The sequence below is a fragment of the Croceibacterium soli genome (assembly GCF_009828065.1).
Lineage (GTDB): Bacteria > Pseudomonadota > Alphaproteobacteria > Sphingomonadales > Sphingomonadaceae > Croceibacterium_B > Croceibacterium_B soli.
Map to the genome: position 1 here is coordinate 359,490 of NZ_WTYK01000003.1, position 17,109 is coordinate 376,598.

General features: G+C 66.3%; 16 protein-coding genes and 1 tRNA gene. 3 read left to right on the top strand and 14 right to left on the bottom strand.

The genetic code is table 11. The features are described from left to right. Window positions 1–7: 7 nt before the first annotated feature. Window positions 8–514 carry a PilZ domain-containing protein gene (locus tag GRI75_RS07520; protein ID WP_160746338.1) on the bottom strand — a complete coding sequence of 169 codons (507 nt, stop codon included), beginning with the start codon at window positions 512–514 and terminating at the stop codon, window positions 8–10. 827 nt (window positions 515–1,341) lie between these two features. On the opposite strand from GRI75_RS07520, the gene GRI75_RS07525 reads away from it, so the two are divergent. After that, window positions 1,342–3,750, top strand: a complete 2,409-nt coding sequence (locus tag GRI75_RS07525; protein WP_160746339.1) for a PAS domain-containing protein — start codon at window positions 1,342–1,344, stop codon at window positions 3,748–3,750. A 385-nt stretch (window positions 3,751–4,135) separates the two neighbouring features. Here GRI75_RS07525 and GRI75_RS07530 read toward each other — a convergent pair whose 3' ends face one another. From GRI75_RS07530 to infA, 12 genes are all read right to left on the bottom strand, one after another. Beyond that, the gene (locus tag GRI75_RS07530; RefSeq protein ID WP_268891502.1) at window positions 4,136–4,531 is read right to left on the bottom strand and encodes a TadE/TadG family type IV pilus assembly protein; all 396 of its coding nucleotides are present in this window, start codon (window positions 4,529–4,531) and stop codon (window positions 4,136–4,138) included. After that, on the bottom strand, window positions 4,528–4,992 hold the full coding sequence (locus tag GRI75_RS07535; RefSeq protein WP_160746341.1) for a TadE/TadG family type IV pilus assembly protein: 465 nt from the start codon (window positions 4,990–4,992) through the stop codon (window positions 4,528–4,530). The genes GRI75_RS07530 and GRI75_RS07535 overlap by 4 nt, the downstream gene beginning before the upstream one ends. Before the next feature lie 11 nt (window positions 4,993–5,003). Next, a complete protein-coding gene (locus GRI75_RS07540) occupies window positions 5,004–6,278 on the bottom strand; it encodes a TadE/TadG family type IV pilus assembly protein (protein ID WP_160746342.1) in 1,275 nt (424 codons plus the stop codon). A 645-nt stretch (window positions 6,279–6,923) separates the two neighbouring features. After that, a complete protein-coding gene (locus GRI75_RS07545) occupies window positions 6,924–7,334 on the bottom strand; it encodes a hypothetical protein (RefSeq protein ID WP_160746343.1) in 411 nt (136 codons plus the stop codon). Beyond that, window positions 7,331–7,669, bottom strand: a complete 339-nt coding sequence (locus GRI75_RS07550) for a hypothetical protein (RefSeq protein ID WP_160746344.1) — start codon at window positions 7,667–7,669, stop codon at window positions 7,331–7,333. Before GRI75_RS07550 ends, GRI75_RS07545 begins: the two co-directional genes overlap by 4 nt. A 51-nt stretch (window positions 7,670–7,720) precedes the next feature. Further along, window positions 7,721–8,137: a hypothetical protein gene (locus tag GRI75_RS07555; RefSeq protein WP_160746345.1), complete on the bottom strand. Its 417-nt coding sequence runs from the start codon at window positions 8,135–8,137 to the stop codon at window positions 7,721–7,723. 245 nt (window positions 8,138–8,382) lie between these two features. After that, window positions 8,383–8,682, bottom strand: a complete 300-nt coding sequence (locus GRI75_RS07560; protein ID WP_268891503.1) for a PilZ domain-containing protein — start codon at window positions 8,680–8,682, stop codon at window positions 8,383–8,385. A 177-nt stretch (window positions 8,683–8,859) separates the two neighbouring features. After that, window positions 8,860–8,935 (bottom strand) — tRNA-Phe (locus GRI75_RS07565). An 86-nt stretch (window positions 8,936–9,021) separates the two neighbouring features. Continuing rightward, window positions 9,022–9,192 carry a DNA gyrase inhibitor YacG gene (locus tag GRI75_RS07570; RefSeq protein ID WP_160746347.1) on the bottom strand — a complete coding sequence of 57 codons (171 nt, stop codon included), beginning with the start codon at window positions 9,190–9,192 and terminating at the stop codon, window positions 9,022–9,024. Beyond that, window positions 9,189–10,160, bottom strand: a complete 972-nt coding sequence (locus GRI75_RS07575; RefSeq protein ID WP_160746348.1) for a ribonuclease E/G — start codon at window positions 10,158–10,160, stop codon at window positions 9,189–9,191. The genes GRI75_RS07570 and GRI75_RS07575 overlap by 4 nt, the downstream gene beginning before the upstream one ends. A gap of 87 nt (window positions 10,161–10,247) precedes the next feature. After that, on the bottom strand, window positions 10,248–10,820 hold the full coding sequence (locus tag GRI75_RS07580; RefSeq protein ID WP_160746349.1) for a Maf family protein: 573 nt from the start codon (window positions 10,818–10,820) through the stop codon (window positions 10,248–10,250). 11 nt (window positions 10,821–10,831) lie between these two features. Further along, on the bottom strand, window positions 10,832–11,077 hold the full coding sequence (infA, locus tag GRI75_RS07585; RefSeq protein WP_160746350.1) for a translation initiation factor IF-1: 246 nt from the start codon (window positions 11,075–11,077) through the stop codon (window positions 10,832–10,834). Window positions 11,078–11,281: 204 nt separating this feature from the next. Between infA and GRI75_RS07590 the strand changes: the two genes are divergently transcribed. Then, entirely contained in the window at window positions 11,282–14,071 is a 2,790-nt protein-coding gene (locus GRI75_RS07590; RefSeq protein WP_160746351.1) for a hypothetical protein, read from the top strand. 55 nt (window positions 14,072–14,126) lie between these two features. After that, the gene (gene uvrC, locus GRI75_RS07595) at window positions 14,127–16,070 is read left to right on the top strand and encodes an excinuclease ABC subunit UvrC (protein WP_160746352.1); all 1,944 of its coding nucleotides are present in this window, start codon (window positions 14,127–14,129) and stop codon (window positions 16,068–16,070) included. 109 nt (window positions 16,071–16,179) lie between these two features. Here the strand turns inward: uvrC and GRI75_RS07600 are convergent, their stop codons facing one another. Then, complete coding sequence (locus GRI75_RS07600) at window positions 16,180–17,088, bottom strand: hypothetical protein (RefSeq protein WP_202389638.1); 909 nt, start codon at window positions 17,086–17,088, stop codon at window positions 16,180–16,182. Window positions 17,089–17,109 lie beyond the last annotated feature (21 nt).

The window sequence follows — 17,109 nt, forward strand, 5'->3', positions numbered from 1 at the left end:
CTGTTCTCTACGGCGACAGGTGGGTTGAGAGCGCTTGTACCGGCTTTAGCAGCATTTCGTGAAGCAATATGGCGATCACGGTGCAGCCGCCGAGTGCGAACGCGATCCCGGCGACGAACTGTGTCGCGCGCGATACGAGCCGGTAGTGCGCTGCCCGGTCGGTTCCGGGCGAGGGGCTGGGGCTCGGGTCTGACCGGCGGGCCTCCTTGGCGGCACGGTGCCCCTTCGCCAGGCCATCCTTGTCGATGGTGTTGCGGCTGTGAAAGCCGAGTTGCTTGTCCTTGCGCCAGACGATGCGCCCCAGGACCGAGACGCGGCCGACCGACACCTCGACCGTGACGCCGACGTTGGGCGCCTCGTTGGTTTCGATGAGCATTCCGCGGGAGGAGACGTTCCTGATGCGGACGATACGCTCCTGGCCGCCACCGCGCAGCAGGGCGTTCAGCAGAACCGGACTTCTGGGTTCGCGCGGCTTGGGCCTGACGAAGCCGCTTTGCCCTTCAGGTCGCGTCACGGGCCGTCGTGTCCCGGGCCGTTTGCGCCCGCGGCTGCGTGGTGTCGGCGGAGAGCAAATGCGGCCGGATCATCGCGCCGGCGCAACCGGTTCCGGCGCAAGGCTCCGGATGTAGGTCTCGCCCCGCCACAGCTCTGCGTGCAGATGCCCGGCTATGCTGCGGAAGCGTTCGACAGCGCTCTCGTCGGCCCCGGCGAATTCCATCGACGCCACCGGCTGCTGCGCCTCTGGATGCTTGAATATCAACCGGTACCGCACTGTCGCTCTTCCCTCGCAAACGGAGAGAAGGAGGGAGCCAACCATCAGGGCAAAATGGACGGCTCAGGGGCTGTTCGGTTTACCCCCGCCTCCTTCGTAAGCCCGGAGTAACCGGCGCCCTCTTCCGACATGCCGAACCGGCTGAGGGTAGTATTACGGGCGAATGGCGATCGCCTGCGTATCCGCCCGGGCAGACTGCCCGGTGCTTTGGGTGAGCGCAGTGGCATCGGGGTTGAAGCTAGGCTCTCCTGGAGCCCTTGATGGGCATGCGCCGAAGGGAAGCGCAGCGCCAGAAACCGTCCGTCGGGACAGCGGACGATTGCTTCCGCCGATCGGAAACAACCGGTTCCCAGGCGGTTACAAGGCCGAACAATACCCGTTACCAGCCGTGAATTGCAGCCACGAAGCACCAGCCCGCGAGCGGATGTGGTTTCTTCTCGAGAACAGATCACTATGTCACTGTTTGCCCGCCTCCGGATTGTCGAGACGGATGCCGAAACGATGGACCGAGAGGTAAACTCAATGACGCTCAAGCCCAGCCGACCACCGATCGACGCTCGTCTTTGATCGTGGCGACGGGAACCGAGCATACCCGCTCCGGAGCCGAGGCGCTTGCCCAAGCCGGTGGGCGCGAGGAGGAGCGGCTGGAAGAAGGCGGTCGACCCTCCGCAAGCGGAACCCGCGACCGGCCTTCCTGGACGGAAGCCGATCGCCTTGCCGCTCTGGATCGATATGAGATCCTGGATACGCCCCTGGAGCCGTTGTTCGATGAGATCGTGCAGCTCGCGGCCGATGTCTGCGAAGCTCCCATCGCCGTCGTCAACTTCGTCGCTCAGGAGCGGCAGTGGTTCAAAGCGGAAGTAGGGATCGATGCGCGCGAGCTGCCGCTGGACGTTTCGATCTGCCGCCACGCCATACTTCAGCCGGGCTTGTTCGTTGTCCCCGACCTGGCCGCCGACAGTCGCTTCGCGAGCAACCCGCTTGTCGATCAGGCAGGTGGCTTGCGGTTCTACGCAGGGGTCGTTCTCGAAACGCCTGAGGGGCTGCCGGTTGGGACCATATGCGTCCTGGACACCAGGCCACGCCCGGATGGACTGGCAAGTCAACAGGCCCGCGTGCTCAAGGCTCTCGCACGCCAGGTGATGACCGAGCTCGAGCTTCGCGTCAGCTTGGCGGAGCAGGCCGCTACCAAGCGCGCGATGCGAGAGAACGCGGAGCGGGTCCAACTTGCGTTGGATGCCGGCGCAATCATCGGCACCTGGTTCTGGGATCTGCCGGCAGACCGCTTCAACATCGACGAGCAGTTCGCCCGCTCCTTCGGCATCGACCCTGCACGGGCCTCTCATCCCTTGAGCCTCGATGAGGTCATCGAGACCGTTCATCCGTATGACAAGGAGGGGCTGGCAGCGGCGATCAAGGCCGCCATCGCACGTGGCGGCCCTTACGCCCATCAGTACCGGGTGCGCCGCGCCGACGGGAACTACTATTGGATAGAGGCCAACGGCCACGTCCAGCACTCGGCAGATCGAACGCCCGTGTCGTTCCCCGGTGTGCTCATCGATGTCGAGGAGCAGCGCGCACTGCGAACCGAGCGCGACCGCGCGATGCGGTTGCTGGAAACCTTCGCAGAAGCGGTTCCTGGCGTGGTCTACGCCAAGGATCGCGACGGCCGCATGCTCGTGGCAAACCGCGGAACGACGGAGCTCATCGGAAAGCCCCCGGAATTCTATCTAGGCAAGACCGATGTGGAGTTCCTCGCCGACAAAGCCGAGGCTCTCGCGGTCATGGCGAACGACCGCCGCATCATGGAAACCGGCGTGCCTGAGCAGCTCGAAGAAGTTCTGCATCTGCCTGATGGCAATGCGGCAGTGTGGCTTTCGACCAAGGCCCCGCTCCGCAACGAGGCCGGCAAGGTGATCGGCCTGATCGGTTCGTCCGTGGACATAACGGAGCGGCGCCGCGCGGAGGAGCGGGAGCGCCTGCTTGCTCGAGAGGTCGATCACCGCGCCAAGAACCTTCTCGGGGTGGTGCAGTCGATGGTGCAGCTCACGCGCGCGGACAGCACGGCAGAGTTCAAGGAAGCGGTCGCGGGCCGTATCCAGGCGTTGGCACGCGCTCACAGCCTCCTCGCTGCCGGCCGCTGGGAAGGCGTGAACCTTTCGCAGCTTGTCGCCGAGGAACTGGCGCCGTTCAACCAGGGTGGCGAGCGGCTCGCCATTTCGGGCGAACCGCTGCGGCTCAATCCCGCCGCGTCGCAATCCCTTGCGCTTGCGATCCACGAGCTGGCGACCAATGCTTCGAAATACGGCTCCCTGAGTTGTCCGACGGGCAGGCTCGAGGTCAGTTGGCGCTTGTTACAGGGTGAAGGAGAGTCGTTCGAACTTTCGTGGATCGAGAGTGGTGGCCCGCTTGTCACCGCGCCGCAAAAGCGGGGTTTCGGCTCGACCGTCATCCAATCTTCGATCGAGCGTCAACTGGGCGGCACTCTGCAGCTCGGCTGGCTCGAGGAGGGTCTTCGCTGTCGCATCACGCTGCCCCTGGGCCAGATCATCGAGGGGGAGGTTTCGAGCCCCGGCGAGCCTGCCCGGGCTCTTCCGCCGACAGCCAGCAAGCTCTCGCCAGGCGGCCGCACGGTCCTGATCGTGGAGGACGAGCCGCTCATCTCTTTGGAGATGCAGGCAATGGTCGAGGCCATGGGTTACAACGTGCTTGGCCCGGCGCCCTCAGTGGCTGAAGCGCAAGAGTTGCTGAAAGGGCAGCGGCCGGACATCGCGGTCCTGGACGTGAATGTAAGGGGCGAGTCCAGCGATAGCATCGCACGGGCGCTGACGGCACTGCGGGTTCCGTTCGTCTACTGCACCGGATACGCCGAACCGGGAAAGCTTCCCGCGCCGGACTCTGCCAAGCTGCCGAAGCCTGTCGATCCTGCCGCACTCCGAGCGGCTCTTGCGCGATTGGTGGCCGAGAGCTCTTCCTGACGGCACGCCTGTAGAGCCGCGCCGGTTCGGCGTTGCCGGAGGTGGCGTCAGGAGCCCGTTGCGGGGCCCGGCGATCGGTTCATCTCCAATCGCCATAGCTCCCGGAGCATACCCTCGGCTTTCCGGCCTTCCGGCGCAGGAATGGTTTGCGAGAGGGCTCGACGGAGCATTTGGATGCGCACTTCCTCCGCAACCGGCTGCCCGAATTTCTGCAACATAGCGCGGCACCGCTCTTTCAAGTCGCTCCCGCCGAGCCGCGTGTTACGCGCATGCTGCTCCCAGCGGGAGCGCTTCGCGATTAGTTGCAGGATTTCTGCTGCGAGATGAGCAGTCGAGACTTCGGCCGGACGTCCGAGATCACGACGCGGTCGCGGCGGCCGAAGCGTCAACGAGGTAAGTACGCCATCCGGGTTTCGTCCAAGGTGATGGGCGGGATGGCCGCGAAGGGAATGAGCGGCTGCAACTCGTAACGCATCGTCACCCGCCCGAAGTCGGCGCCATTCGAGGTTCCGCGCTCGAACCGGAGCGAGGCGATGCCGGCGGGATTGACCCCAGCCATGCTGCTGCGCACCTTCTGGTAGATTTGGGCCTCGGTAGCTTCCGGATAGACCTTGGCATGCCGGATCCCTTCACCGACCGCGTGCCGCACCCCGCCCGATGCATGCAGCACGATACCGAACTGAAGAACTGCGATCATCAGCGTGATCAGCACGGGCATTGCGAGCGCAAACTCGACGGCCGTAGCGCCGCGCAGGTCCGCGGCTAGTCTGGCCAGCCTCATTGAAGCCTCACCAGGCTGTCGCCCGAAACCACGGTCGGAGAAAGCTCCAGGCCCAGGACCTGCGACAAACTCGTCCAGTCGAAGATCGGCTCGGCTTGCTTGACGATCGACACGCTGGCGTAGCGGCCTGTAAACGCGCCTTCCGGGCACGACGTCGAGTAATCGGACTGCGGCGTGCCGTTACATTCCAGGATTAACTCTACTGTGACGTTCTCTGCCGGGACGCCGGCCACCGCCATGGCCTCGTCGCGGAGGAAAGTGTCCGAACTGCTCGGCGGCCGCGCGAGCGCGAGGTCCGTGGTCCGCTGCGCCGCCTGCTCGAGCGCCAGGCGAGCGGCGAACATGCGGGAGACATCGATCATGCCCAGCAGCAGAAGCAGCAGGACGGGCAGCACCAGCGCCAGTTCGGTAACGGCCACACCTGCGGTGTCGGACCGAATTCCCAATCGCCCGTTAAGCATCGCGATTCACCTTACTCCACCACTCTGATGCGGGTCGCCGCCGTGGCGAGTGCTGCATCCGGCGGGCAGCCGTTCCGCAGATTTGGCGTTCCTTGCAGTGTCACGCGTTGCGTGACCATGCTCAGGCACGCCATTGCCGATGACGAGCTGCCGGTGAAAGTAACGTCGCCTCCGGGCAAATAGACGGCGCCGTGAAGCCGCGTGTCGCTGGTGCCCGTGATCAGAGTCTCGCGCGACGTGACGGTTCCGCTTTTGGAGATGGCGACTGCTCCACGTGGGTCCTGGAAGATCAGGATGTCGCGCCAGTATGGGTCCTCGGCATCGGTCGGGGCTCTCAGGTTGACCACCGAATGGCCGGCGATCTCCGCAGTGGCGATATCCTTGTTGCTGTCTCCGGTGAGGACGATCGTGACGCCTTCACCGGTTATCCGCGCGCCGGACGAGACCCGGAAGAGACCCCGGTGCACGATATAGACTCCGGGGTCCAACGTGACCGTGCCCTTCACGTCGATGCCGTCGCAGTAGCGCCCCGGCCGCAAGCGCACGTTCTGCTTCGCCTCAATCGTAAGCTTGCTGGCGGTACATGCCGACGGTTGGGTCGGGACCTCGACGTCGCGCGCTGCGAACGGGTCTTCCAACGGTGCGCTGTGTGGCTGGAGAACGGCATCCGAGGGGTAGTTGTGGCTTGTTGCAGCGATCGTCCCCGCAGCCGTCATGGGGCTCGCGTTGATCCAGGCCTTCCCATCGACTGCAATGGCTCCGGTCGCGGTGGAGTTCGATGCGATCCCACAGCCGATATCCGCGTTGACCGAACCGGCCACGTATATGCCTGTGAATGTCTTGGCGAGCGAGATGATGCAGTGCTTTCCCACGCGAACCGGTGCTGCAACGGCGCGCGCCCGTATCGTCGGCGCAGAGACGAGGAAGAGGCTGGAAAACGGCAGCACGTTCGACGTGGTGGCGATAACCTCGACGGCTCTGGTGTTCCCAGCATAAGCGCCCGACACGGGAGGCCGTGAAAGGCGCTCGACAACGATCGCTGTGTTCGCGTTGCGATCCAAGTCCCTCTTGGCGACGCTCTCGAACGGCGCTCCCTGGGCAATGGCGTGCGCGCCCGCCAGAGCCCCGGCGTCGACCGCCTGCTGCAACTGGCGCTTCCAGAGGTACCATTGGATCGTGTCGACGCCCAGACCTGCGCCGCCGACCAGCACGAACATACCTGCACCGACCATCAAGAGGACGTTGCCATGAGCGTCGCCGGCGATGCGTCTGAGCAGTTGCATCATACTTCATCTCCCTGAGGAGCTTATGCGCGGTGCGGTGTTGATGCGATCGGTACGAACATCGTTCAGAAACGGTGAATGGCTCAGGGGAAGAACTACGGGAGGAGCGGGTGGACAAACGACATGAGGAATCCACGCAGTGTCGTGGTATTTCTCGCGTTTCCCCGACCGTTCCTTTTGCCCGACGGTGCAAATCCTATGTTAACCAGGAGAATCTTCGGGACCAGGAACGTACTCGCGCTGGAATGATTCTCCTCCGTAACACGGGGGACTTATGAACCAGCAGCCTGAACTCACGTGCGAACGGCCGGAGGGGCCAGTCCACCCAGGGCGGTTGACTATAAGCGAGCATATTCGACCGGATGTCGCCCTCGCTTGTGAGTTGATGTTCTTCCAGGGCGCGCCGCTTGCTCACGTGGTGCAATATGAGGAGCATGTTCGGGCCAAGCGAAAGGACTTCGAGGCGCGCATTGCAGTGAGAGGCCAGCAAACGCGGCGCCGGCATAGCTTCGAGGGTGAATTGTCTTGTTCTGCTGGAGACAGCCCCGTCGAACCGACTGGGACCGACCGGCGGACGGTCGTGGACGGCAAGCAGCAGGTTACGGAGACGGCGCATGCCGAGGCGGGCCGGAGCCCGCCTCAGGAGCGTTAATTTCCGCTGCGACTGCTGTCGCGTTCGATAACCGGTTTTTCACCGCGCTGCTTGTAGATCGACATCGACCGCGAGCTGACTTCCCCGTCCTTGCGGACGCGGGTCATCGTGGTGGACCGAGCCCGCTCATCATCGTCGCGGGCGGCGGCTACGGATCTTTGGTGAGCATTGTTGTTGTTGAAGCGTGCTCTCGACTCGCTCGTTGCGGTGCCGCCATTCTCGGCGGTGGCTTGGCCGCCGCCGCTTACGGCCACGCTATCCGGCGTGCTCGTGCCCGACCCGTAAGTACTGGCGGCCACGTCTCCGTCGGTCGGAGTTCCAGCGGCACTGTCTGCCGTTCGGCTTTGCGCCAGCGCTCCGCCTGAAAAGGCGATCGACGCTGCCGCAAGTAGGGCTGTGATCTTCATGGCTTGTTTCCTTGATGCGGCCGCTCATCGATAACGATAGTGCAGCCTTTCTCATCGCGAGTGATTGTGACGGTTCGCTGAGCGGTTCCGTTGCTCGAGCTCGCTGCGGCACGCGACTTGCCATTGCGCGAAGACACTGAGACCGAACTGCTGGCGCTGGCCTGATCCGACGAGCGCGCCGACGATCGGCTGTTCGCGCTAAAGCCGGTTGCAGTCGCTTCCGCCTCCATCTCGGTCGTCCAGCTTTCACTGTAGGCGCCGTCGGATCCGTAAAAGATGCGCCGGCACATGGCAGTGTCGTCGGCAACGTCAGCGAAGAGCAGTAACGGGATCATCGTCGTGGATCCGCGTTGGGGGGCAGGACAAGCCTGCCCCCTGGAGCGTCTTTACCGACCCGAACGAGCGTCGGACTCGCCGTAAACTTCGGCTTCACCGCCTTCTCGCGTAGTCCGTCCATAGGCGTCGATTGCAGTCGATGCGCTCTGGGTCGAGGTGCCCGAAGCGCTGGCCCCGGCCGTCACGCCGCCAGTGGCCGTACGGCGGTCGGTGTAGACCGTCCCCGACCCGTAAGTCGTCGCAGAGTTGGCGCGCTGCTGGTCATGGTCGCGATGGTCTCGGTCGCGGCGGCGTTCGGCGCGATTCCGCTTCCCGTCCTGCTTGTCAGCCGTGCCGGCACTCGCCCCGCCAGCGACCGAACCGTGCGGCGTAGAGGCCGAGATACCGCCGCCGACCGTAGTCTGGGCGATGGCAGGGGTAGCAATCAGGCTGAGGGCGCCAATAGAAGCAAAGATGAGGGTACGCATAAAGCTCTCCGATGTTTGGCTGCTAACTGTGCAGCAAGACTTGGAGAAGCTTTGGCAGGGTTAATAGGTCCCCGACCGGGCGCTATAAAGGCTCAACTCATCCTTACTGTCTCGCAGATTAACGGATGTGTTTCACTCGATTAAGCATTCGACCCACTGCACTTGCCAGGGAGCGCTTCCGTTGGGACCGGGTCTGGCTCTGGCGCACTGGGCCGGCGCCTCGTCCTCCAGTGGCCTCGATGCCGCTAGAAGGCGAGGCCCACCAGCTTGCCGCGCTTCCAGGCGATGCGCGCTCCTATGACTTCGCGCCCATGGAACTTCACTGGAACACTGTCGCCGACATCGAGCGCGATGTCCGCACAGATTGCTGCACCAGCGGGTGAGACGTTCTCCACACGGCCCACGCGGGTTCCGATCGTGGGCCGCGCAGTTCCTACCGCAGGCAAGGATCGGGTGCTGCAGCGTCGCTCGTCAAGCGCGGGCCTTTGTGGAGGTTCGGCAATTCCCCGAAGAATCTGGTCGCGCCTAGAGCTCCCTAACTTCATGAAAGTCCCCCTGGTTGCATCCCCTTCCGAGTGGGGCACCTGCCAGCATTCGTGCAATGGCGAGAAAGGCGGCGTCCCGCTTCGGGAAGGCTGCGTCAGCAGCGCCCAACGATGGGAACGGAATCGATCGGCGCAGTGCAGGTGCGGAGGAGGCAATCTCTAGTGGCACCGGGAGAGTGGTGCCCAGGGACGGGATCGAACCGCCGACACTGCGATTTTCAGTCGCATGCTCTACCAACTGAGCTACCTGGGCATCGCTGCGGCAGCGGTCTTATAGGACCGGCGAGCGGCTTGGAAGCGCGCCTATGACGAGTGAGGCGGCGCTTGGCAAGGGGGTAATCAGTCCTCTTCGCGGGCGATGTCCTCGGGCGGGGCCGGAGGGCGCGGAACGGCGTAGCCTTCGCCGAACCAGTTCGCCAGATCGCGGTCGCGGCAGCGGCTCGAGCAGAACGGGGAGAACTCCTCGCTACGTGGCTTCTTGCAAATGGGGCAGGCTCGGATCTTGCTCATAGCGGCACCGCCTGCGCGAAGCCGCCTTCGAGTGCAAGGCCGGGGTCGGCGGCGAGGCGGATTTCGCGGCCGGTCCGCCGCGCGAGTTCCTCCAGCCACGGCTCGGACAGCCTCGCGCGAACCGCAGGGTGCGCGGTCAGCAGCAGCGCGCCGGGCTGGTCGACATGCTCCGCCTGCCGCAAGAGCTTGCGGGCGGCTGCGGCGGCACGGGAATGGGCGAGGCGGTGAAGCAGCGGGGGACGCTCCAGTCGGGCGACGAGTTGGACGAACCCGAAGCCGTTCATCGCCGTCCGCTCGTGCGGCCAGTCCGCCAAGGCTTCGCCGAGCGCCTGGTCGACGGCGCGACGATCCTCCTTGCGCTGAAGGCTTGGGAAATCGATGCCGATCGCGCCGCCGAGATCGAGCCGGCGGATTGCGCGGGCGAGAGGCGCCACGGACTCCAGCGCCAGGCTGGCCGGCTGGGCAGCGCCGTCGATGTCGATCAGGGTCATCGCCGGAGTCACGGCGAACAGCAGCGACCCAGAAGCGAAATGGACTTCACCACTCCACGCCTCGGCCCAGACATCCTCCCACGCCCCGGCGGGGAAGCGGCGGACGGTCCGCACGGGCGCACCATCTTGCGAAAGCGTTTCCGCGAGCCCGGGGGCAGGGCGAGGCTCGGCATCGCTCGGCCGGGCCTGCGCCCGCTTCAGCCGACCGCGCTCCGCGACTGCCGCGCGCGCGACTTCCAGCCGGATCGGGGCCCCTTCGCGGGAGCTCGCGGGAAGGCGGTCGACCAACGCTTCCTCGCCATTGGCGAAGCGCGCGGTGCCGCGTCTCCGGGCCGGATCGAAATGGGCGAGAACGGCGTCCTCGACCTGCCCTGCTGTAAGGCCTCCGGGCCATTGCAGCCGCGCCGCGAGGACCTCATCGCCCTCCAGCAGCAGCGCGCGCTGCTCGCCGATCCCCTCCTCGACGATCCAGGTCATTGTTCGTCGTCCCGGACTTGATCCGGGACCGCTGGCCACCTGGCTCGACCTGGCGGCCAGCGGTCCCGGCGTTCGCCGGGACGACGGCTAGACATCGAACCCCGCTGCCTTCAGCAGCGCGCGGGTCTCGAACAGCGGCAGGCCGACCACCCCGGAATGGCTGCCGGCGATCCAGGCGATCAGCCCTTCGGCACTGCCCTGGATGGCGTAGCCGCCGGCCTTGCCGTGCCACTCGCCCCCGGCGAGATAGGCGGAGATCTCTTCGGCGGAGAGGCGCTTGAACCGCACTTGCGTCTCGCTCAGCCGCTCGCGGACCGTACCTTCGGGCGCGCGCAATGCCACGGCGGAAAGCACGCGGTGACGGCGACCGGACATCAGCTCCAGACATTGCCGCGCGGTGGCTTCGTCCTCCGCTTTCGGGAGTATCCGGCGGCCAACTGCGACGACGGTATCGCCGGCCAGCACGAAAGCTTCATCGTCGGCGGCGGCCTGCGCCTTCTCCCGCGCCATTCGCTCCGCATATGCTCGCGGCAACTCGCCCTTCAGCGGGCTTTCGTCGATATCGGCAGCGGCCACGCGCACGGGTTCGACCCCGAGCCGCGCGAGGAGTTCGCGCCGCCGCGGGCTGGCCGAAGCTAGGACGAGGGAGGGCGCAGTCACGCGCCGGCCGGCTATTGCGGCCCCGGGCCGCCCCGGCCGGGCATGAAGCGATACGTGATGCGGCCCTTGGTCAAGTCGTAGGGCGTCAGCTCGACCAGCACCTCGTCGCCCACAAGGACGCGGATGCGGTTCTTGCGCATCTTGCCGGCCGTGTGGCCGATGATCTTATGGCCGTTTTCGAGCTCCACACGGAACATCGCGTTCGGCAGCAGTTCGACCACCTTCCCGCGCATCTCGAGGAGTTCTTCTTTCGCCATAAATGCTCAGTTTCCAGTGTCGTGGGTTCGCATGGCCGCGCGGCATAGCGGCGGCTGGCGCAAAAGGGAAGCCTCGCCTCCGCAAGCCCCGTTTAGCTGCGATACAACTGCGACACTTTATTACCACGCCCGCCTTGCTGGCCGGCCGCCTGGAAGCGATTAGGCGGCCCGGGGAGAGACAAGCAACCTTGCAAGAAGGGGTCGATGACCTTGCGTATTCTCCTGGCCTCCAGTTTCACCGCGATCGCAGCCTCGCTAGCCTATCCGGCCGCCGCTCAAGATACGGCGCAGCCCGCGCAAGTCGGCGACACGCCGGAGGTGATCGACGCCACCGACGGCGGTTCCGAGAACGAGATCATCGTCATCGGCAACACGCTGCGCGGCCAGGTCGATGCGCCGCAGCCGCCGATCCTGGAGCTCGACGAGGAAGACATCGCCACTTACGGCGCCGGCTCCCTGGCCGAGCTGGTGCAGGCGCTCAGCACCGAGACGGGCAGCGGCCGCGGGCGCGGCGGCGGCCCGCCGACGTTCCTGGTCAACGGCCTGCGCGTGTCCAGCTTCCGCGAGATGCGCTCCTACCCCCCGGAAGCGATCCAGAAGGTGGAGGTCCTCGCCGAGGAAGTGGCCCAGCGATACGGCTTCTCGCCCGACCAGCGGGTCATCAACTTTATCCTGAAGGACAACTTCTCCAGCCGCGAGATCGAAGTCGAGTACGGGCAGCCGTTCGACGGCGGCACCTCCGACAAGGAGCTCGAGGCGACGCTGCTCAACATCTCGGGGCCGAGCCGGCTGAACATCAATCTCGAGCTGAGCGACACGAGCCTGCTCACCGAGGCGGAGCGCGGCGTGATCCAGAGCGTCGTTCCGGTGGTTCCCGGCGATCCCGACCAGGGCCCCTATCGCAGCCTCGTGTCCGACAGCGAGGACTACGAACTGACGGCGAACTGGACCCGCGGCATTGGCGAGGCCGGCGCCTCGCTCAGCCTCAACGGCACTGCGCAGCGCAGCGACGGCCGCTCGCTTTCCGGCCTCGACACGGTGACCCTCACCGATCCGGACGGCGACAGCGCACTGCGCATCTTCGGCGCGGACAATCCGCTCACGCGCCGCACCCGCACCGATACGTTCTCGTTCGGCAGCACGCTGAACGCCCGCGCCGGGGACTGGCAACTCACGGGCACGATCGATGCGAGCCATGCGGACAGCACGAGCCGGATAGACCGCCGCGCCGAGACCGCCGCGCTGGTCCAGGCTGCGGCGGACGGGACGCTGGCGATCGACGGGCCGCTGCCGCCGCTGGCCGATGCCGGCTTCGACACGGCGAAGAGCAAGACCGACAGCGCCGCGGCCAAGATCACCGCCATGGGCAATCCGATCCTGCTACCGGCCGGCGAGATCTCGGTGACGCTCGACAGCGGATACGACTGGCAGCGGATCGACAGCAGCGACACCCGCAACCCGGAATTCGACACCGAACTGACCCGCGGCAATCTCAACGGCGGCGTCAACGTGTCCGTCCCGATCGCCAGCCGCAGGGACGACGCCTGGGCCTTCCTCGGCGACCTGACCGCCAACTTCAGCGCCGGGGCGGAGCACCTCTCGGACTTCGGCACGCTGATGGACTGGAGCGCGGGGCTCAACTGGGGGCTGACCGAGGAGCTCAACTTCCAGGCCAGCTATATCTTCCGCGAGGCGGCCCCCGGGCTGAGCCAGCTCGGCGCGCCGACGATCGTGAACCTCAACGTGCCGGTCTACGATTTCACCACCGGCCAAACCGCGCTGGCGACGGTCACCACCGGCGGCAACCCGGCGCTTACGAGCGAGACTCAGCGCGACATCAAGCTGGGGCTGACATACGATCTGCCGTGGTTCGACCGCTCGAACATCTCGGTGGAGTACTTCCGCAACCGTTCGAGCGACGTTACGGCTTCCTTCCCGCTGCTGACGCCCGATATCGAGGCGGCCTTCCCCGATCGGGTAACCCGGGGGTCGGGCGGCACGCTGCTCGCAATCGACCAGCGCCCGGTGACTTTCGCCGAGCAGAACTCGCAGCGCATCCGCATCGGGCTCAACTTCTCCGGCGAGATCAGCGGCGGCGAAGAGCAGAGCGGCGGCGGTTCGCGTGGACCAGGTCCTGTTGCCGGAGGCGCTCCGGCTGCCGCGCCGGGAGGCGGCGGGCCACTCAGGGCGACATTCGATCCGCAGCGGTTCGCGGCGATCCGGCAGAGCCTGTGTGCTGAGGGCGACACGCCGCCCGACCTGTCGGTTCTTCCCGAGCCTATGCAGGCCCGGCTGCGCGGCGCTGACGGGCAGATCGATCCGCAGCGGCTTGCGGAACTGCGCACCCGCATCTGCAGCGCGGAAGCAGGCCAGGCGGCCGCTGCCGCACAGGGCGGGGCCGCTCCGACAGGGGCTGCGCCTCAAGTCCGCATCCCAGGCGGACGCGGACCGGGCGGACCCGGCTTCGTCCGCGGCGGCGGTCCTGGCGGGCGCGGCGGTCCTGGCGGCGGGGGCGGCCGCTGGAACATCGGCCTGAACCATACGATCGAACTGGAGAACGAAGTGCTGATCGCCGATGGCGGCCCGCTGCTCGACTTGCTCGACGGCGATGCGCTCTCGGGCGGCGGCGTCTCGCGCCACACGCTCAGCCTCCAGGGGGGCGCGTTCTACAAAGGCTTCGGCACGCGCCTGAGCGCCGATTACCAGAGCGGCACGCGTGTCGAAGGCAGCGGCCTTCCTGGCAGCAGCGATCTCACATTCGGCGACCTGTTCACGCTCGACTGGCGCATGTTTGCCGATCTCGGGCGGCAGGAGAAGCTGGTCGAAAGCGTGCCGTTCCTCAAGAACACGCGCGTTTCCTTCGCGATCGATAACGTGTTCGACACGCGGCAGGAGGTGACCGACCAGAACGGCGAAGTGCCGCTGCGCTACCAGCCGTTCCTGATGGACCCGGTCGGCCGCCGGTTCGAGATCGAGTTCCGCAAGATGTTCTGACGCTTGGGCGCCGGAGCGGGATGACGGGGGCCGTGCGAGCACCTATGTGCTGCGCATGGCCCGCACTCCCGCAGGAACTCCCTCACACCCGAACGGCGCCGAGCGCTTTCACGAGGACCGCGCGACATATGTCGTGAAAGGCTCGACACAGCCCGACATCGAAACGGGCGTGAAGGCGATCCGCGATACCGTGCGGACCCTGAAGCCGAAGCCCGGCGTGTACCGCATGCTCGATGCGCGCGGAGACGTGCTCTACGTCGGCAAGGCGCGCGCGCTGAAGAACCGGGTGGCGAACTATTGCCAGATCTCCAACCTCTCCAGCCGCCTGCAGCGCATGGTCAGTCAGACGCGGGCGATGGAGATCATCACCACCAACAGCGAAGCCGAAGCGCTGCTGCTGGAAGCCCAGCTCATCAAGCGATTTCGCCCACCTTACAATGTGTTATTGCGCGATGATAAGAGTTTCCCTTTCATCCTGCTGCGCGCCGGGCACGATTTCCCACGTATTATGAAGCACCGCGGCGCGCGCAAGGTGAAGGGCGACTACTACGGGCCTTTCGCCAGCGCCGGATCGGTCAACACCACGATTAACGCGCTGCAGAAGCTGTTCCTCCTAAGATCCTGTACCGACAGCTTTTTGTCCCGGCGCGATCGGCCATGCCTGCTGTACCAGATCAAGCGCTGCTCGGCCCCGTGCGTCGGGCGGATCGACAAGGACGGCTATGCCGACCTCGTTCGGCAGGCGAAGGAGTTTCTCGGCGGCAAGTCCGGCGCGGTCCAGCGCGAGATCGAGACCCAGATGGCCCGCGCGGCCGAGGCGCTCGACTTCGAAAGCGCCGCCATGCTGCGCGATCGGCTGCGCGCGGCGACCTTCATCCAGGGCAGCCAGGCGATCAACGCGGAAGGGGTCGGCGACGCCGACGTCTTCGCGCTGGCGCACAAGGGCGGGCAGATCGCGATCCAGGGCTTCTTCATCCGCGGCGGCCAGAACTGGGGGCACCGGGCGTTCTTCCCGAGCCACATAGCCGAAGTCTCGGAGGACGAAGTGCTCAGCCGCGTGCTGGCGCAGTTCTACGAGGAAGTGCCGCCGCCGCGCACGATCCTGCTCGACCGCGAACTGCCCGACCGCGTCCTGCTGGAGGAAGCGTTCTGCGAGTTGGCCGGCCGCAAGGTCGAGATCAGCGTGCCCCAGCGCGGCGACCGTCGCCGGCTGATGGAGCAGGCAAGCCGCAACGCCGTAGAGGCGCTCGACCGGCGCCTGGCGGAGAGCGGCACACAGGCCAGGGTCATGCGCGAGCTGACCGAATTCCTCGAACTGCCCGAAGTGCCGGGCCGGATCGAAGTCTACGACAACAGCCACATCCAGGGCGACAAGGCGGTGGGTGCGATGATCGTCGCCGGGCCGGAAGGCTTCCGCAAGAACCAGTACCGCAAGTTCAACATCCGCCAGGCCCAGACCAACGACGACTTCGGCATGATGCGCGAGGTCATGAGCCGCCGCTTCTCCCGCGCGCTGGAGGAAGATCCGGACCGCGACGGCGGGCTGTGGCCGGACCTCGTGCTGATCGACGGCGGCAAAGGCCAGATGTCCAGCGTGCGCGACACGCTGGAGGAACTCGGCATCGAGGACGTGCCGCTGATCGGCGTCGCCAAAGGGCCGCACCATGGGCGCGAGGGGCGAGAGGTGTTCCATTTCCCGGATGGACGCGAGAAGACCCTGCCGGTGAACAGCCCCGTGCTGTTCTACCTCCAGCGCCTGCGCGACGAGGCGCACCGCTTCGCCATCGGCGCCCACCGTGCCAAGCGCAGCCGCGCGATCAGCGCCAGCCCGCTGGACGAGATCCCGGGCATCGGCCCGGCGCGGAAGCGGGCGCTGCTGCTCCACTTCGGAACTGCGGGGAAGGTCAGGGCGGCGGCGCTCGAAGATCTGAAGCGCGCGCCCGGCGTCAGCGAGGCTGTCGCCCAGGCTGTCTACGACTTCTACCATCCGAGCGGCTGAGCCCGCTCCCTACAGGCAAAAGAAAGCGCCCGGAAAGGGGGGTACCTTTCCGGGCGCGAGACGTCGGGCCAATCACGGGGGGCGTGGGGGCAGGCCCGAGGTCTATCTCTTACTCAGCGGCATCCTGCTGCTGGGCGATGGTGCTGATCGAACCTTCACCCATCGCCGAGACCAGGGCGTTGCCGCTCGCCTGGAAGTTGCTCGCCGGGAGCATGGCTTCGGCGCCGTCCACGTTGACGAGCACTTGCTGCACCTGGCCTTGGGAATTCGCGACAACTCCGGTCACGGCCCCGATGGCCTGGCCGTTGGGGGCGAGCACCGGCGTTCCCTGGTTGACCGCGAAGGCTCCGTTGGCTGCCGAGGCCGCACTACCTGCGAGAGCCAGCTGGCCGAGCGCACCCGAGGCCGCACCGTTCGCAGCGCCCTGGCCGGAGCCGGCGAAGTTCGCGGTGGTTCCCACGAGGCCGCCGGCAGTACCGGCAGCGCCGTTGGCTGCGGCGTTCGCGCTGCCCTGGGCCGAGGCAGCGGTGCCGAGAGCGACGTTGCGGGCCTGGTTCACGGTCGCGCCGACCGCGTCGGTGCCGATGAGCTGGGCGTTGGCGCTACCGCCGGCCGAAGCCGAGCCGTTCGCCGAGCCTTTGGCCGAACCCGCGCCGAGCGGACCGGTGATCGTCTGGGTCACGGAACCGCCGGCATTGCCGCCGCCGTTGCCACGGGCTTCGACACGGCCGCTGCGACGATCGACGTTGGCGCGGCCTTCGCCACGGGCGGAGCCTTCGATCGTGCCGCGCGTCGCGCCGCGAACGGTATCAGTCGGATTGCCGATGCCGCCGAGGGTGCCGCCGGCCGAACCCGATCCGCCGAGCACACCGCCCACCGAACCGCCGCCGAGCACGCCGCCCACCGAACCTGCGCCACCGAGCACGCCGCCGACAGCGCCACCGCCACCGAGGATCTGTGCCTGGGCGGGCGCGGCAAACAGCAGCAGGGCTGCGCTGGAGATAAGGATCGTCTTCATGATTTCGCTCCTTCGTTGAAC

Excerpts from the sequence above, each read along its gene's own strand:
- GRI75_RS07590 (WP_160746351.1), top strand. The coding sequence starts at position 11,282 with ATGACCTTGCGTATTCTCCTGGCCTCCAGTTTCACCGCGATCGCAGCC.
- GRI75_RS07570 (WP_160746347.1), bottom strand. The coding sequence starts at position 9,192 with ATGAGCAAGATCCGAGCCTGCCCCATTTGCAAGAAGCCACGTAGCGAG.
- GRI75_RS07530 (WP_268891502.1), bottom strand. The coding sequence starts at position 4,531 with ATGAGGCTGGCCAGACTAGCCGCGGACCTGCGCGGCGCTACGGCCGTC.
- uvrC (WP_160746352.1), top strand. The coding sequence starts at position 14,127 with ATGGCCCGCACTCCCGCAGGAACTCCCTCACACCCGAACGGCGCCGAG.
- GRI75_RS07560 (WP_268891503.1), bottom strand. The coding sequence starts at position 8,682 with ATGAAGTTAGGGAGCTCTAGGCGCGACCAGATTCTTCGGGGAATTGCC.
- infA (WP_160746350.1), bottom strand. The coding sequence starts at position 11,077 with ATGGCGAAAGAAGAACTCCTCGAGATGCGCGGGAAGGTGGTCGAACTG.
- GRI75_RS07575 (WP_160746348.1), bottom strand. The coding sequence starts at position 10,160 with ATGACCTGGATCGTCGAGGAGGGGATCGGCGAGCAGCGCGCGCTGCTG.
- GRI75_RS07600 (WP_202389638.1), bottom strand. The coding sequence starts at position 17,088 with ATGAAGACGATCCTTATCTCCAGCGCAGCCCTGCTGCTGTTTGCCGCG.
- GRI75_RS07555 (WP_160746345.1), bottom strand. The coding sequence starts at position 8,137 with ATGCGTACCCTCATCTTTGCTTCTATTGGCGCCCTCAGCCTGATTGCT.
- GRI75_RS07550 (WP_160746344.1), bottom strand. The coding sequence starts at position 7,669 with ATGATCCCGTTACTGCTCTTCGCTGACGTTGCCGACGACACTGCCATG.
- GRI75_RS07545 (WP_160746343.1), bottom strand. The coding sequence starts at position 7,334 with ATGAAGATCACAGCCCTACTTGCGGCAGCGTCGATCGCCTTTTCAGGC.
- GRI75_RS07535 (WP_160746341.1), bottom strand. The coding sequence starts at position 4,992 with ATGCTTAACGGGCGATTGGGAATTCGGTCCGACACCGCAGGTGTGGCC.
- GRI75_RS07540 (WP_160746342.1), bottom strand. The coding sequence starts at position 6,278 with ATGATGCAACTGCTCAGACGCATCGCCGGCGACGCTCATGGCAACGTC.